Source organism: Streptomyces sp. NPDC037273 (genome assembly GCF_055603625.1).
Map to the genome: position 1 here is coordinate 323143 of NZ_JBVJVO010000006.1, position 14627 is coordinate 337769.

Here is a 14627-nt window from a genome sequence, read left to right on the forward strand (position 1 = left end):
CGGACACGGCTGTACGGTCAGGGCCGGATGATGTTGGACCATCGCATCGGGGGAGGGCGTCCCATGGACGAGAACAGGGCCGTCGTGCCGGGACAGCGCGGTACGGACCCGGAGCCCGAGGGCTTCCGCGTCCCGCACGTGCCGGGGTTCGCGCGCCGCGCCGCCGCCGGCACCGGCACCGGTGCGGGGGCCTCCCCCAAGGAGCTCGGCCGGCGACTGCGCGAGCGGGTGCCGCGCTCCGCGCACGACCTGGCCGCGCCCGCCGCCGACCGCCCCGACGCCGTCCGCGCCGTCGAGGAGTCCAACCGGGGCAGGGTCCCCGAGCTCGCGCCGCTGCGCGTCGGCCGGATGGCGGCGAGCCCCTTCGCCTTCCTCCGCGGATCCGCCGGACTGATGGCCCACGACCTCGTCGGCACCCCCGTCACCGGCATCGCGGCCCAGATATGCGGGGACGCGCACGCCGCCAACTTCGGCCTCTACGGCGACGCGCGCGGCCGTCTCGTCATGGACCTCAACGACTTCGACGAGACCGTCGTCGGCCCCTGGGAATGGGACCTCAAGCGGCTCGCCACCTCCCTCGTCCTCGCCGGGCGGGAGGTCGGCGCGAGCGAGGAGACCTGCCGGGCCGCCGCCTTCGACACCGTCGGCGCCTACCGGCGCACCATGCGCCTGCTCGCCAGGCTCCCCGCCCACGACGCCTGGAACGCGATCGCCGACGAGGAACTCGTCTCCCACACCGACGCCCGCGACCTCATCGGCACCCTGGAGCGGGTCTCCGCCAAGGCCCGCAACAACACCAGCGCCCGCTTCGCCGCCCGGTCGACCGAGGCCGTGACCGACGCCGAGGGCGGCGGCCGCAGATTCGTCGACGCGCCCCCGGTGCTGCGCCGGGTCCCCGACGCCGAAGCGGCCGAGGTCGCCCTCTCCCTCGGCGCGTACCTGGAGACCGTGTCCGAGGACCGGCTGCCGCTGCTCGCGCGGTACGCCGTCCACGACGTCGCCTTCCGGGTCGTCGGGACCGGCAGCGTCGGCACCCGGTCCTATGTCGTGCTGCTCCTCGACCACCGGGGCGAGCCGCTGGTCCTCCAGGTCAAGGAGGCCAGACCCTCCGCGCTGCTCCCCCACCTGCCCGCCGCCGGCTTCACCGTCCCCGACCCCGGCCACGAGGGGCGGCGGGTCGTCCTCGGACAGAAGCGCATGCAGGTGGTCAGCGACCATCTGCTCGGCTGGACCACGGTCGACGGGCGTCCGTTCCAGGTGCGCCAGTTCCGCAACCGCAAGGGCAGCGTCGACCCCGCCGCCCTGACCGCGAGCGAGGTCGACGACTACGGCCGGATGACCGGCGCCCTGCTCGCCCGCGCCCACGCCCACAGCGCCGACCCGCGCCTGATAGCCGGCTACTGCGGGAAGAACGAGGAGCTGGACGAGGCCGTCGCGTCCTTCGCGGTCCGGTACGCGGACCGCACCGAGGCCGATCACGCCGACCTCCTCACCGCCGTCCGCACGGGCCGGACCGTGGCGGAACCGGGCGTGTGAGGACCGTAGGCTGGGTGGGACGAGGCGGAACGAGGACTGGGCGGGCGTGGACGTGAGCGTGGACCAGGGTGTGAACGAGGGGCCCGGGGACGAGCGGCCCGAGGCGCGTCTCGAGCAGGCCGTGCGGGTGGCCGAGCAGGCGCTGATCGAGTTCGAGATCGCGGTGGAGACCTTCCGGGTAGAGGTGGAGAACTTCTCGCGGCTCCACCACCAGAAGCTCGGCCCGATGTACGCCCGGCTCGACGAGCTCGACGCGCGGATCGCCGAGGCCCGGGCGGCGCGCAGCGGCGACCCGGAGGACCTGCGGCGCGCGCAGGAGGCGCGGGCCGCGGTCATGCCGATGCCCGGGGTGGAGGAGCTGTTCCACGACTGGATCGACTCCGACGGTCTCTCCCCCGAGGCCGCCGCGATGCTCACCGACCGTCCGGTGCAGTCGCCCAAGCGCGTCAGGCCGGGCGAGGAGGCCCGCCGGCTCTACCGCGAGCTGGTCCGCAAGGCCCACCCCGACCTGGCCCGGGAGGAGGACGAGCGGAAGCGGCGCGAGGAGTTCATCACCCGGGTGAACGCCGCCTACGCCCGGGGCGACGAGACGCTGCTGCGCGAGCTCTCCGCCGAGTGGGAGGCGGGCCCCGTGCCGGCCGAGGAGCGGCTCAGCGAGAGCGAGGAGCTGTACGCGCGCCTGGAGTGGCTCGCGGACCGCAAGGACATGCTGTCGGCGCTGGCCGCGGAGCTGGAGGAGAGCGCGATCGGCGCGATGCTGCGGATGGCGCCGGAGGACCCCGACCGGCTCCTGGAGGAGATCGCCGAGCAGCTGCTCGCGCAGGTATCCGAGCGGGAGGCCCAGCTGGCAGGGCTGGTGGAGTAGGTTTTCGGTGCGCCCGAGTCCGTTCGGGCGGTGACGACGAGAGAAGGCCGTTCCCATGAATTTCTCCCCGCTGCCCTCGGTGGACGCGGCTTCCGTGCCGGTCGATGCCCTGGTGCTGGACGTCAGGGAGGACGACGAGTGGGTGGCCGGGCACGTCGAGGGTGCGGTGCACGTGCCGATGAGCGACTTCGTGGCCCGCTTCGGCGAGGTGACGGAGGCGGTCGCCGAGCACGGTCGCGCCTATGTGATGTGCCGGGTCGGCGGCCGGTCGGCGCAGGTCACCCAGTACCTGGTGCAGCAGGGCATCGACGCCGTGAACGTCGACGGCGGGATGATCGACTGGGCAGGTGCCGGGCGCCCGATGGTGTCGGAGGACGGCAGCCCCGCCTTCGTCCGCTGACCCCGGACGAGCGCCCGTCCGTCTCCGGCCGGGCGATCGGCCCTTCGAGGGGTGGCTAGCCGAGGGGATGGGCGGCCAGGAGGTCGCCCAGCGCCTCCTCGTGGGCGGCGGCCGGGCCGAGCGAGAGTTCGAGGTGCTTGGCCCAGGCGTGGTAGCGGTGCAGCGGGTAGTCGGTGTCGGCGCCGAAGCCTCCGTGCAGGTGCTGGGCGGTCTGCACCACCCGCCGTACGCCCTCGGACGCCCAGATCTTCGCGACGGCGATGTCCCCGGCGGCCGGCAGCGCCCCGGCGGCCCCGGTGGCGACGCGCCAGGCGGCCTGCCAGAGGGTGGCCTCCATGGCGCGCAGGTCGATGTAGCGGTCTGCGGCCTGGACGGCGACGGCCTGGAAGGTGGCCACGGGGTGGCCGAACTGCTCCCGCTTGCCGGTGTACTGGCTCGTCATGGTGAGGACGGCCTCGCCGAGGCCCAGGGCGAGCGCGCAGGTGCCGGTGGTGAGGAGGGCGCGCAGCAGTTCCCACGCGCCGTCGGCTTCGATGACCTCGGCGGCGCCGAGGCGGACGCCGTCGAGCCGTAGTTCGGCGAGGAGTTCGCCGTGGGTCGCGTACTGCTCGGCGAGGCCGAGGCCTTCGTGGGTCCGGGGCAGCAGGGCGAGGACCGTACGGCCCTCGGGGGTGTGCGCGGGGACGGCGACGATGTCCGAGCCGTGGGCCCAGGGCACGGCGGTCTGGACGCCGTCGAGGAGCCAGTCGGTGCCCTCGCGGCGGGCGGTGACGGCGAGTTCGGCCGGGTCGTGGCCGGTGCGCCCCTGGGAGGCGGCGGTGAGGGCCAGCTCGCCGCGCGCGACGCGGGGGAGCAGGGCCGCGGTCGTCCCGGGTTCGGCGTACCGCTCGATGGTCATGGCGACGGCGCTGGTCTCCAGGAGCGGGACGCGGGCGAGGACGCGGGCTGATTCGCGCAGGACCAGGCAGAGCGCGACGGCGTCGAGGCCGGCGCCGCCGTGCTCGGGGGCGAGCACGAGGCCGAGCAGGTCGGCGGTGGCGAGGCGGGACCAGAGCGCCCGGTCGAAGTCCTCGGACACGGCGCCCGGGGTGAGCGCGGGGCTGGGTACGGCGTCGGGTGCGACGTCCGCGAAGACCGCCTTGGCCGCCTCGACGGCCGCTCGCTGCTCTTCGGTGAAGGTGAAGTCCACTGTCCTGCCCTCCCGTTGCCGTCGCCGGCGCCCGTCCGACGCTCCTGACGGTTCGTCAAGATAGAACAGGTTCTAGTGGAAGGGAATGGCGGCGCCCGGACTTCGTCGGGCGCCGCCGCCCCGCACCCGCGGGTCCGGGGCCGTCACGCGTCAGCGGTCGAAGTCCAGCTCTACGTCCGCCGTGGCCGGGTGGGACTGGCAGGCGAGCACGTATCCGGCCTCGGTCTCCTCCGGCTCCAGCGCGAAGTTGCGGTCCATCCGCACCTCCCCGCCGACGACGAAGGCCCGGCAGGTGCCGCACACCCCGCCCTTGCAGGCGTACGGGGCGTCCGCGCGGGCGCGGAGCACCGTTTCGAGCAGCGTCTCGCCGCGCTCGACCGGCCAGCTGCCGGAGCGGCCGTGCAGGGTCGCGGTGAGCCGCGCGTGCGCCGGGGCGTCGGCCGCGGGGGCGGGGGCGGGCGCGGAGCCGTCGTCGACGTGGAAGATCTCCTGGTGGATCCGGCCGCGGTCGACCCCGAGGCCGCGCAGGGCCTCCTCGGCGCCCTGGACCAGCCCGAAGGGACCGCAGAGGAACCAGCCGTCGACCTCGCCGACCGACAGCAGCGCGGGCAGCAGCCCGGACAGCCGCTCGCGGTCGAGGCGGCCGGACGGCAGACCCGCCTGCTGCTCCTCCCGGGAGAGGACGGTGACCAGCTGGAAGCGGTCGGGGTAGCGGTCCTTGAGGTCGGCCACCTCGTCGAGGAACATCGTGGAGGCGGCCGTGCGGTCGCTCCGGATCAGGCAGAAGCGGGCCTCCGGCTCCCGCGCGAGCAGGGTGGCGGCCATCGAGAGGACCGGGGTGATGCCGCTGCCGCCGACGACGGCCGCGAAGTGGCCCGGACGCGGGGCGAGCTGGAAGCGGCCCCGCGGCTCCATGACCTCGACGACATCGCCGACGGCCAGTTCCTTGAGCGCGTACGTCGAGAAGGAGCCGCCGTCGACCAGCCGGATGCCGACGCGCAGCACGGGGGGTTCGCCGGCCGGGGCCGCCGGGGCGCAGATCGAGTACGTGCGCCGGATCTCCTCGCCCTGTTCGCCGGTGCGGCGCAGCGCGAGGTGCTGACCGGGGAGGTGGCGGTACGTGTCGTGGAGCTCCGGCGGGACCGCGAAGGTCACGGCCACCGAGTCGTCGGTGAGCCGCTCGACCTCGCTCACCCGGAGCGAGTGGAATCCGGCCCGCCCGGAGGCTGAGGACGCCATCTACAACTCCTTGAAGTGGTCGAACGGTTCACGGCAGGCGGTGCAGCGGCGCAGGGCCTTGCACGCCGTGGACGAGAAGCGGCTGAGCAGCTCGGTCTCGGTGGAGCCGCAGTGGGGGCAGCGGATCGCCAGGGTCAGCGGCACCGGGCCGCCCGCGGGGCCCTGGGGGCGGGGAGGGGCGATGCCGAACTCGGCGAGCTTGCGCCGGCCTTCCTCGCTGATGTCGTCGGTGGACCACGCGGGGGCGAGGACGGTGACGACGGAGACCTCGGGCACGCCGTGCTCGTGGAGCGCGCGCTCGATGTCGGCCGTCATGGTCTCGATCGCGGGGCAGCCCGTGTACGTCGGGGTGAGGGCGACCTCGACCCGGCCGGGGCCGGTGACCTGGACGCCCCGCATGACGCCGAGCTCCTCCAGGGTGAGGACGGGCATCTCGGGGTCGAGGACCGCGCCGGCGATCCGGCTCAGCTCCTCTTCCAGGGCGGTCGTCGTCACCATGTCGCACCCGGGTGGCTGCGGTGCAGGTGCTGCATCTCGGCGAGCATCCGCCCGAAGGATTCGGTGTGCAGGCCCTGGCGGCCCGCGCCGGCGGCCCAGGCGCCGGTGCGCGGCCCGGACGGCAGGGTGAGCGTGGCCCGGCCGAGGACGTCGGTGACCGAGGCGAGCCAGGCGCTCTCCAGGGCCTCGTGGTCCAGGTCGAGGCCGTCGACGGGCTGGAACAGCTCGCCGGTGTACCGCCACAGGGCGTCGCAGGCGCGCTGCATCCGCTCGTGGCTCTCGGCGGTGCCGTCGCCCAGGCGCAGGGTCCAGTGCTCGGCGTGGTCCTGGTGGTAGGCGACTTCCTTGACGGCCTTCGCGGCGAGGCCGGCGAAGGGGCCGTCGCCGGCGGCCAGTTGTCCGTAGAGGAGCCGCTGGTAGGTGGAGAAGTACAGCTGGCGGGCGATGGTGTGGGCGAAGTCGCCGTTGGGCTGCTCGACCAGCTGGGCGTTCCGGAAGGAGCGCTCCTCGCGGAGGTAGGCCAGTTCGTCCTCGTCGCCGGCGAGCGAGAGGAGGACGCGGGCCTGGCCGAGGAGGTCGAGGGCGATGTTGGCCAGGGCGACGTCCTCCTCCAGGACGGGGGCGGCGCCGGCCCACTCCCCCAGCCGCTGGGCGAGGATCAGGGCGTCGTCGCCGAGGGCGAGGGCGGCGCCGGTGAACGCGGCGGCCTCGTGCGTGGTCGGGGTGCTCACAGGTGCTTCACCCCCTCCGGGATCTCGTAGAAGGTCGGGTGGCGGTAGGGCTTGTCCGCGGCCGGCTCGAAGAAGGGGTCCTTCTCGTCCGGCGAGGAGGCGGTGATCGCCGCGGAGGGCACGACCCAGATCGAGACGCCCTCGCTCCTGCGGGTGTACAGGTCGCGGGCGTTGCGCAGGGCCATCTCCGCGTCGGGCGCGTGGAGACTGCCCGCGTGGGTGTGGGACAGTCCGCGGCGGGAGCGCACGAACACCTCCCACAGCGGCCAACCGTCGCTCGTCATGCCTGTGCCTCTCCGTGCGTGCCGGTGCGCTTCGCCGCGTACGCCGCGGCTGCTTCCCTGACCCAGGCGCCGTCCTCGTGGGCCTGGCGCCGCTTGCTCAGCCGCTGTTCGTTGCAGGGGCCGTTCCCCTTGAGGACGTCCCAGAACTCGGTCCAGTCGATCGGCCCGAAGTCGTAGTGCCCGCGCTCCTCGTTCCACCGGAGGTCGGGGTCCGGGAGGGTGAGTCCGAGGGCCTCCGCCTGGGGCACGGCGATGTCGACGAACCGCTGGCGCAGCTCGTCGTTGGAGTGGCGCTTGATCTTCCAGGCCATCGCCTGGGCGGTGTGGGTCGACTCGGCGTCCGGGGGGCCGAACATCATCAGCGAGGGCCACCACCAGCGGTTCACCGCGTCCTGCGCCATGGCGTGCTGGGCCTCGGTGCCGTTCGACAGGGCGAGGAGGGCCTCGTACCCCTGGCGCTGGTGGAAGGACTCCTCCTTGCAGACGCGGACCATCGCGCGGGCGTACGGCCCGTAGGAGCAGCGGCACAGCGGCACCTGGTTGGTGATCGCGGCGCCGTCCACCAGCCAGCCGATGGCGCCGACGTCGGCCCAGGTCAGCGTGGGGTAGTTGAAGATCGAGGAGTACTTCTGGCGGCCTGAGTGGAGCTTGTCGAGCAGCTCGTCGCGGCTGGTGCCGAGGGTCTCGGCCGCGCTGTACAGATAGAGGCCGTGGCCGGCCTCGTCCTGCACCTTGGCCATGAGGATCGCCTTGCGCCGCAGCGAGGGCGCGCGGGTGATCCAGTTGGCCTCCGGCTGCATGCCGATGATCTCGGAGTGGGCGTGCTGCGCGATCTGCCGGACGAGCGAGGCGCGGTACGCCTCGGGCATCCAGTCGCGCGGCTCGATCCGCTCGTCGGCGGCGACAGCGGCGTCGAACACGGCCTCGTAGGCGGCCTGCTCCGCCGCCACGGCCGCGTCCGAGCCGCCGGGCGCGCCCGTGGTCTCTGCTGTCCCTGCCGTCACTGCGGTCATCGGACCCCCTACCGACCGATCGTTCGGTTGAATGACTTCAATGGTGAGTCGGCGGCCCGTATGGTGTCAACCCTGTGAATGACCGAGGTGGGCCGTTGGGGGTCGGGACGGTATGGACGCGCACGTAGAGAAGGACCCGGGCGAGGAGCCCGGGGAGCGGCCCGGATCAGGGGAAACGGAAGTCCCGGAGGCCGGCTCCGCGAGCCGCTCGGGCTCCGGGATCATGGCTCTGTCGATGCCCTACCAGATCGTCGTCGCCGTCGCGCTCGCCGTCGCCGGGGTGTTCGCCTGCGTCCATCTGGCGATGGTGTTCCTGCACGTGGCCCCGTCCAACACGCTGACCAAGCAGCACGGCGAGGCGGTCGACGACTGGATCTACCCCGAGTTCGAACAGAACTGGAAGCTCTTCGCGCCCAACCCGCTCCAGCAGAACGTCTCCGTGGAGGTGCGCGCCGAGATCGCCGGCGACGGCGGGGCGCTCCGCACCACCGGCTGGATCGACCTGTCCGCCCAGGACGTCGCGAACATCCGCTACAACCCGCTCCCCAGCCACTCGCAGCAGAACCAGCTCCGCCGGGCCGTGGACTTCTACCGGAACACGCACAACGACGACAACCGGGCCACCGGACCGCGCGGCGGCCTCTCGGAGCAGTACATCCGGCGGATGGCGGTGCTCCGCCTCGACGCCATGCCCTCGCTCCAGGGCTCCGAACTGAAGCGCATCCAGCTGCGCACCGTCGTCCGCCCCGTGGCCGCCCCCGGGTGGAGCAGCGAGAAGAACAACACCACCCCGAGCCGCCGGGACCTCCCGTGGTGGCGGATCACCGACGCCGACCGGCCCGCCGGAACCGACCGAAGCCGCACGGAGGCGGGCCGATGAAGCAGCCGACGACCCCGCGCCCGCGGGAACCCTTCGACCGGCGGCTCGCCCGCGCCGTCCAGACCGTCACGAGCCGCTCCCTCGGCCCGTACCAGAGCGCGATCGTGCGGATCGGCTTCTCGCTGTCCTGGCTGCTCTACCTGCTGCGCGAGCTGCCGCACCGGAACCAGCTGTACGGCCCCGACGGCCCGTGGTCGTGGTCGATGGCCCGCCGGCTGCTCCTCGACAACCACGCCTTCACCGCGCTCATGTGGTCCGACAGCCGGATCTGGTTCGAGCTGGTCTACGGGCTCGCGGTGCTCTCCGCCGCGCTGCTCCTGGTGGGCTGGCGCACCCGGGCCGTCTCCGTGGTGTTCATGGCCGGGGTGCTCTCGCTGCAGAATCGCTCCGTCTTCGTGGGCGACGGCGGCGACAACGTCGTCCACATCATGGCGATCTACCTCGTCCTGACCCGTTGCGCCCAGGTCTGGTCCCTCGACGCCCGGCGGGCGGCCCGCGCGGAAGCCGCGGCCCTGGCCGGCGAGCCCGAGCGCCGCGACCTCGTCGGCCCGCTGCTCTGGACCGTCCTCGGCGGCTTCCTCCTCGCCGCCACCTGGTTCAGCGACGTCACCGGCGAATGGTGGCTGTTCGTGCTGCTGTGGGTGCTGTGGCTCGGGAACGCGCTCTGGTGGGTCGTGTGCCGGTACGCCCCCGGGGAGCCGCGCACCCTGCTCGACGCCCTCGCCCACCTCGCGCACAACGGCGTGCTCGTCGTGATCATGGCCGAGGTCTGTCTGATCTACGCCACGGCCGGCTGGTACAAGATCCAGGGCTCGCGCTGGCAGGACGGCACCGCGCTGTTCTACCCGCTGCACCTCGACTACTTCTCGCCCTGGCCCGCCGTCTCCGAGCTCCTCGGCGCCAGCGGGATCATGGTGATGCTGCTGACCTACGGCACGGTCATGGTCCAGGTCGCCTTCCCGTTCACGCTCTTCAACCGCAAGGTCAAGAACGTGCTCCTGGTCGCGATGATGATGGAGCACGCCGGCATCGCGGTCCTCCTCGGCCTGCCGGTCTTCTCGCTCGCGATGATCTCCGCCGACGCCGTCTTCCTGCCCACGGCCTTCCTGGTGGCGCTCGGCGCCCGGGCGGCGCGGGGCCGGGACCGGCTGCTGAAGCGGACGCCCGCGACGGCTCCGTCGCAGCCGCTGCCCGAACAGCGCCTTACGGGTGAGGAGCACGGCCCCCGTACCCTCGTCGGGTGAGCACCACCGAACAGCAGCCCGGAGCCGAGCGGGCCGAGAGCGCCGAGCCGGTCCAGTACGACGAGGGGTTCGGCCCCGAGATCGGCGTCGGGCCCCACCCGCGCCCCTGGCCCGAGGACGAGCGGTACGACCCCGAGCTGCTCGCCGAGGGCGACCGGCGCAACGTGGTGGACCGCTACCGGTACTGGACGCGGGAGGCGGTCGTCGCCGACCTGGACACCCGCCGCCACGACTTCCACGTGGCGGTGGAGAACTGGGGCCACGACTTCAACATCGGATCCGTGGTGCGGACCGCCAACGCCTTCCTGGCGAAGGAGGTCCACATCGTGGGCCGGCGGCGCTGGAACCGGCGCGGTGCCATGGTCACCGACCGCTACCAGCACGTCCGGCACCACCCGGACACCGCCTCGCTGACCTCCTGGGCGGCGGCCGAGGGCATCCCGGTCATCGGGATCGACAACCTGCCGGGCGCGGTGCCGCTGGAGCGGACCGTGCTGCCGCGCCGCTGTGTGCTGCTCTTCGGGCAGGAGGGGCCCGGCCTCACCGAGGAGGCACGCGCGCACGTGGAGATGGTCTGCTCGATCGCCCAGTTCGGTTCGACCCGGTCGATCAACGCGGGCGCCGCCGCCGCCATCGCCATGCACGCCTGGGTGCAGCGCTACGCGGAGATCGACACGCCCTGACGGCGGCACGGAGGCCCGGTGGGGCCCCCGCACCGCCCGGAGGTCAGGCCTGGCGGCGGACCTCCACCACCCGGAAGCGGTTGGAGACGAAGGCGCCGTCGCACAGCGCCGCGTTCGCCGCCGGGTTGCCGCCCGAGCCGTGGAAGTCGGAGAACGCGGCCGTCTGGTTCACGTACACCCCGCCCGTGAGGTTCAGCGACAGCTGCGCCGATTCCTCCAGGCAGACCTCCTCGACCGCGCGCTCGGTGTCCGCCGAGGTCGTGTAGGCGCCGACGGTCATCGCGCCCTTCTCGCGGACCGTGCGGCGGAGCAGCTCCAGGGCGCCGTCGGTGGAGTCCACCGAGACGGCGAAGGAGACCGGGCCGAAGCACTCCGAGAAGTACGCGGCCTCGGCGTCCGGCTTGGAGCCGTCCAGCTTCACGATGACCGGGGTGCGGACCACGGCGTCCGGGTACTCCGGGTTGGTCACCTCGCGGGAGGCGAGCGCCACCTCGCCGAGACCGGCGGCGGCCTCCAGGCGCGCCTTCACGTCGGGGTTGACCAGGGCGCCCAGCAGACCGTTCGCCCGGGCGTCGTCGCCGAGCAGGCCGCCGACCGAGGCGGCGAGGTCGGCGACGACCTCGTCGTAGGTCTTGGGGCCCTGGTCGGTGGTGATGCCGTCGCGGGGGATCAGCAGGTTCTGCGGGGTGGTGCACATCTGGCCGCTGTACAGCGACAGCGAGAACGCCAGGTTGGCCAGCATCCCCTTGTAGTCGTCGGTGGAGTCGACCACCACCGTGTTGACGCCGGCCTTCTCGGTGTAGACCTGGGCCTGGCGTGCGTTCGCCTCGAGCCAGTCGCCGAACTCGGTCGAGCCGGTGTAGTCGATGATCCGGATCTCGGGGCGGACCGCCAGGGTCTTGGCGATGCCCTCGCCCGGGCGCTCGACGGCGAGCGCGACCAGGTTCGGGTCGAAGCCGGCCTCGGCGAGCACCTCGCGGGCGATCCGGACGGTCAGCGCGAGCGGCAGGACGGCGCGCGGGTGCGGCTTGACCAGGACCGGGTTGCCGGTGGCGAGCGAGGCGAACAGGCCCGGGTAGCCGTTCCACGTGGGGAAGGTGTTGCAGCCGATCATCAGGGCGATGCCGCGGGCGACCGGGGTGAACTCCTTGCTGAGCTCCAGGGGGTCGCGCTTGCCCTGGGGCTTGGACCAGTCGGCCCGGCCCGCGGGGGTGCGGGTCTGCTCCGCGTACGCGTACGCCACGGCTTCGAGGCCGCGGTCCTGGGCGTGCGGGCCGCCGGCCTGGAACGCCATCATGAACGCCTGGCCGCTGGTGTGCATGACGGCGTGGGCGAACTCGTGGGTGCGGGCGGAGATCCGGGCGAGGATCTCCAGACAGACCAGGGCGCGGGTCTCGGGACCGGCGTCCCGCCAGGCGCCCATGCCCGCGCGCATGGCGGGGAGCAGGACGTCGACGTCGGCGTGCGGGTACTCGATGCCGAGGGACGGGCCGTACGGCGAGGTCTCGCCGCCGGTCCAGCCGTCCGTGCCGGGCTGGTCGAGCTCGAAGCGGGTGTTCAGCAGGGCCTGGTGGGCAGCGAGGCCGGCCGCGGCGTCGAGCGAGCCGTCCGCGCCGTACGCCTTGGGGTGCTCGGGGTACGGCGACCAGTAGGCGCGGCTGCGGATGGTGGCGAGCGCCTGGTCGAGCGTGGACCGGTGCTTGTCGGCCAGACGGTCGGTGGTCAGCTGAGCGATGGCCATGGATGGACCAACTCCTCGTCGAGCTGGGCAGGGAGACGCGTACGGAGTTAGAGTAACCGAACGATCGGTCGGGACAAGGGGGTCCGTCGATCCTGTGGAAAACCCATCGGGGAGGATCACTCCTATGAGCGCCAACGTGACCGTCAGGGGGAGCGACGACGTGACCGCCAGTGAGACCGCCGCAGTGGACACCGCAGGGGCCGCGGAGGCCGTGACCGCCGTGCCGCGGGACCGTACCGTCGCCGTCGTCGGCACCGGCACCATGGGTCAGGGCATCGCCCAGGTCGCGCTGGTCGCGGGCCACCCCGTGCGCCTCTACGACAGCGCCCCCGGCCGGGCCGCGGAGGCCGTGGCCGCGCTCACCGCCCGCCTCGACCGGCTCGTCGAGAAGGGGAAGCTGGACGCCACCGCGCGCGAGGCGGCCGTCGGACGGCTGCACGCGGCGGCCCGGCTCGACGAGCTCGCGGACGCGGCGCTGGTCGTGGAGGCGATCGTCGAGCGGCTCGACGTCAAGCAGGGCCTCTTCGCCGACCTGGAGAAGGTCGTCGCCGACGACACCGTCCTCGCCACCAACACCTCCTCGCTCTCCGTCACCGCCATCGCCGGAGGCCTCCGGCTGCCCGGCCGGTTCGTCGGACTGCACTTCTTCAACCCGGCGCCGCTGCTCCCGCTCGTCGAGGTCGTCAGCGGCTTCGCCACCGACGCGGACGTCGCCACGCGCGCGTACGAGACGATGAGGGGCTGGGGCAAGACGCCGGTGCGCTGCGCGGACACCCCCGGCTTCATCGTGAACCGGGTCGCCCGCCCCTTCTACGCCGAGGCGCTGCGGGTCTTCGAGGAGGGCGCGGCCGACCCGGCCACCATCGACGCGGCCCTGCGCGAGTGCGGCGGCTTCCGGATGGGGCCCTTCGAGCTGACCGACCTCATCGGCCAGGACGTGAACGAGGCCGTCACCCGGTCCGTCTGGGAGTCCTTCTACCAGGACCCGAAGTTCACGCCCTCGCTCGCCCAGCGCCGGCTCGTCGAGTCGGGACGCCTCGGCCGCAAGTCGGGGCACGGCTGGTTCTCGTACGCGGAGGGCGCCGAGCGGCCCGAGCCGCACACGGCGGCGCCCGCGAAGGCGCCCGAGTCGATCACCGTCTGCGGTGACCTCGGGCCGGCGGACGCGCTGGTGGGGCTCTTCGAGGCGGCCGGAATCACCGTGCTGTCCAGGAAGGGCGGCGCGCACATCGAACTGCCGGGCGGCGGCGAGCTCAGCCTCGCGGACGGCGAGACCTCCTTCGAGTACGACGAGGAGGCGATCATCTACTTCGACCTCGCGTACGACTACGCGGCCGCGAGCCGGATCGTGCTGTCGGCCCGCGAGGACATCGACCCCGCCGTCCTCGCCGAGGCGGTGGGCCTCTTCCAGGCACTCGGCAAGAAGGTCTCCGTGATCGGCGACGTACCGGGCATGATCGTGGCCCGTACGGTCGCGATGCTGGCCGACGTCGCGGTCGACGCGGTCGACCGGGGCGTCGCGACCGCCGAGGACGTGGACACGGCGATGAGGCTCGGGGTGAACTACCCGGCCGGACCGCTGGAGTGGACCGAGAGGATCGGCCACCGGCGCACCTGCGGACTGCTCCAGGAGCTGCACAAGCGGTACCCGACCGGCCGGTACGCGCCGGGGCTCGGCCTCGTGCGCCGGGCGGCCGCCGAGGACGCGGAGGACTCCCGATGACCACGGCGAAGCGCGACACGTACACCCCCGAGACGCTGCTCTCGGTCGCGGTGCGGGTCTTCAACGAGCGCGGCTACGACGGCACGTCCATGGAGCACCTGTCCAAGGCGGCGGGGATCTCCAAGTCGTCGATCTACCACCACGTGTCCGGCAAGGAGGAGCTGCTGCGGCGCGCGGTCAGCCGGGCGCTCGACGGGCTCTTCGCGATCCTCGACGAGCCGGGCGCCACGCGCGGCCGTGCCGTGGAGCGGGTCGAGCACGTCACGCGCCGGACCGTCGAGGTGCTGATGGCGGAGCTGCCGTACGTCACGCTGCTGCTGCGGGTGCGGGGCAACACCGCGACCGAGCGGTGGGCGATGGAGCGGCGGCGTGAGTTCGACCACCGGGTGGCCGATCTGCTCAAGGCGGCCGCGGCCGAGGGCGACCTGCGGGCCGATGTGGACATCCGGCTCGCGACCAGGCTCCTCTTCGGCATGATCAACTCGCTGGTGGAGTGGTACCGGCCGCACCCGGACGCCCCCGCCGAGCGCGAGCAGCTCGCCGAGACCGTGGTCCACCTGGCCTTCGACGGGCTCCGCACGGCCCGCTGAGCGGCCGTGCG

At 73.1% G+C, this 14627-nt stretch carries 15 protein-coding genes; 8 read left to right on the forward strand and 7 right to left on the reverse strand.

All coding sequences use genetic code 11. From position 1 onward, the window contains the following. Positions 1-63 precede the first annotated feature (63 nt). From ACZ7G1_RS19025 to ACZ7G1_RS19035, 3 genes are read left to right on the forward strand one after another with little or no spacing between them, the layout of a single operon-like run. Positions 64-1536 (forward strand): DUF2252 domain-containing protein, encoded by a 1473-nt coding sequence (locus ACZ7G1_RS19025; protein ID WP_470874193.1) that lies wholly within the window; start codon positions 64-66, stop codon positions 1534-1536. Between the two features lie 46 nt (positions 1537-1582). Then, entirely contained in the window at positions 1583-2401 is an 819-nt protein-coding gene (locus ACZ7G1_RS19030; protein ID WP_470874195.1) for a hypothetical protein, read from the forward strand. Positions 2402-2456: 55 nt separating this feature from the next. Further along, the gene (locus tag ACZ7G1_RS19035) at positions 2457-2801 is read left to right on the forward strand and encodes a rhodanese-like domain-containing protein (RefSeq protein ID WP_470874196.1); all 345 of its coding nucleotides are present in this window, start codon (positions 2457-2459) and stop codon (positions 2799-2801) included. Positions 2802-2856: 55 nt separating this feature from the next. Here the strand turns inward: ACZ7G1_RS19035 and ACZ7G1_RS19040 are convergent, their stop codons facing one another. From ACZ7G1_RS19040 to paaA, 6 genes are all read right to left on the reverse strand, one after another. After that, entirely contained in the window at positions 2857-3990 is a 1134-nt protein-coding gene (locus ACZ7G1_RS19040; protein ID WP_470874198.1) for an acyl-CoA dehydrogenase family protein, read from the reverse strand. 150 nt (positions 3991-4140) lie between these two features. Then, the gene (locus ACZ7G1_RS19045; RefSeq protein ID WP_470874200.1) at positions 4141-5229 is read right to left on the reverse strand and encodes a 2Fe-2S iron-sulfur cluster-binding protein; all 1089 of its coding nucleotides are present in this window, start codon (positions 5227-5229) and stop codon (positions 4141-4143) included. Next, the gene (gene paaD / locus ACZ7G1_RS19050) at positions 5230-5727 is read right to left on the reverse strand and encodes a 1,2-phenylacetyl-CoA epoxidase subunit PaaD (protein WP_470874202.1); all 498 of its coding nucleotides are present in this window, start codon (positions 5725-5727) and stop codon (positions 5230-5232) included. Beyond that, positions 5721-6458 carry a 1,2-phenylacetyl-CoA epoxidase subunit PaaC gene (gene paaC, locus ACZ7G1_RS19055; RefSeq protein ID WP_470874203.1) on the reverse strand — a complete coding sequence of 246 codons (738 nt, stop codon included), beginning with the start codon at positions 6456-6458 and terminating at the stop codon, positions 5721-5723. The genes paaD and paaC overlap by 7 nt, the downstream gene beginning before the upstream one ends. Further along, positions 6455-6742, reverse strand: a complete 288-nt coding sequence (gene paaB, locus ACZ7G1_RS19060; RefSeq protein WP_399223620.1) for a 1,2-phenylacetyl-CoA epoxidase subunit PaaB — start codon at positions 6740-6742, stop codon at positions 6455-6457. The genes paaC and paaB overlap by 4 nt, the downstream gene beginning before the upstream one ends. Then, positions 6739-7755: a 1,2-phenylacetyl-CoA epoxidase subunit PaaA gene (paaA, locus tag ACZ7G1_RS19065; protein WP_470874205.1), complete on the reverse strand. Its 1017-nt coding sequence runs from the start codon at positions 7753-7755 to the stop codon at positions 6739-6741. The genes paaB and paaA overlap by 4 nt, the downstream gene beginning before the upstream one ends. A 112-nt stretch (positions 7756-7867) precedes the next feature. On the opposite strand from paaA, the gene ACZ7G1_RS19070 reads away from it, so the two are divergent. Genes ACZ7G1_RS19070 through ACZ7G1_RS19080 form a run of 3 tightly spaced genes read left to right on the forward strand, consistent with a single transcriptional unit; the run spans position 7868 to position 10562 of the window. Then, a complete protein-coding gene (locus ACZ7G1_RS19070) occupies positions 7868-8635 on the forward strand; it encodes a DUF5819 family protein (RefSeq protein ID WP_470874207.1) in 768 nt (255 codons plus the stop codon). After that, positions 8632-9879, forward strand: a complete 1248-nt coding sequence (locus ACZ7G1_RS19075; protein ID WP_470874208.1) for an HTTM domain-containing protein — start codon at positions 8632-8634, stop codon at positions 9877-9879. Before ACZ7G1_RS19070 ends, ACZ7G1_RS19075 begins: the two co-directional genes overlap by 4 nt. After that, complete coding sequence (locus ACZ7G1_RS19080; RefSeq protein ID WP_470874210.1) at positions 9876-10562, forward strand: TrmH family RNA methyltransferase; 687 nt, start codon at positions 9876-9878, stop codon at positions 10560-10562. The genes ACZ7G1_RS19075 and ACZ7G1_RS19080 overlap by 4 nt, the downstream gene beginning before the upstream one ends. A gap of 43 nt (positions 10563-10605) precedes the next feature. On the opposite strand, the gene paaN is transcribed toward ACZ7G1_RS19080, so the two are convergent. Then, entirely contained in the window at positions 10606-12303 is a 1698-nt protein-coding gene (gene paaN, locus ACZ7G1_RS19085; protein ID WP_470874211.1) for a phenylacetic acid degradation protein PaaN, read from the reverse strand. A 211-nt stretch (positions 12304-12514) separates the two neighbouring features. On the opposite strand from paaN, the gene ACZ7G1_RS19090 reads away from it, so the two are divergent. Beyond that, a complete protein-coding gene (locus ACZ7G1_RS19090) occupies positions 12515-14026 on the forward strand; it encodes a 3-hydroxyacyl-CoA dehydrogenase (RefSeq protein ID WP_470874398.1) in 1512 nt (503 codons plus the stop codon). Then, positions 14023-14616 carry a TetR/AcrR family transcriptional regulator gene (locus tag ACZ7G1_RS19095; RefSeq protein WP_470874212.1) on the forward strand — a complete coding sequence of 198 codons (594 nt, stop codon included), beginning with the start codon at positions 14023-14025 and terminating at the stop codon, positions 14614-14616. Before ACZ7G1_RS19090 ends, ACZ7G1_RS19095 begins: the two co-directional genes overlap by 4 nt. The last annotated feature ends 11 nt before the right edge of the window (positions 14617-14627 follow it).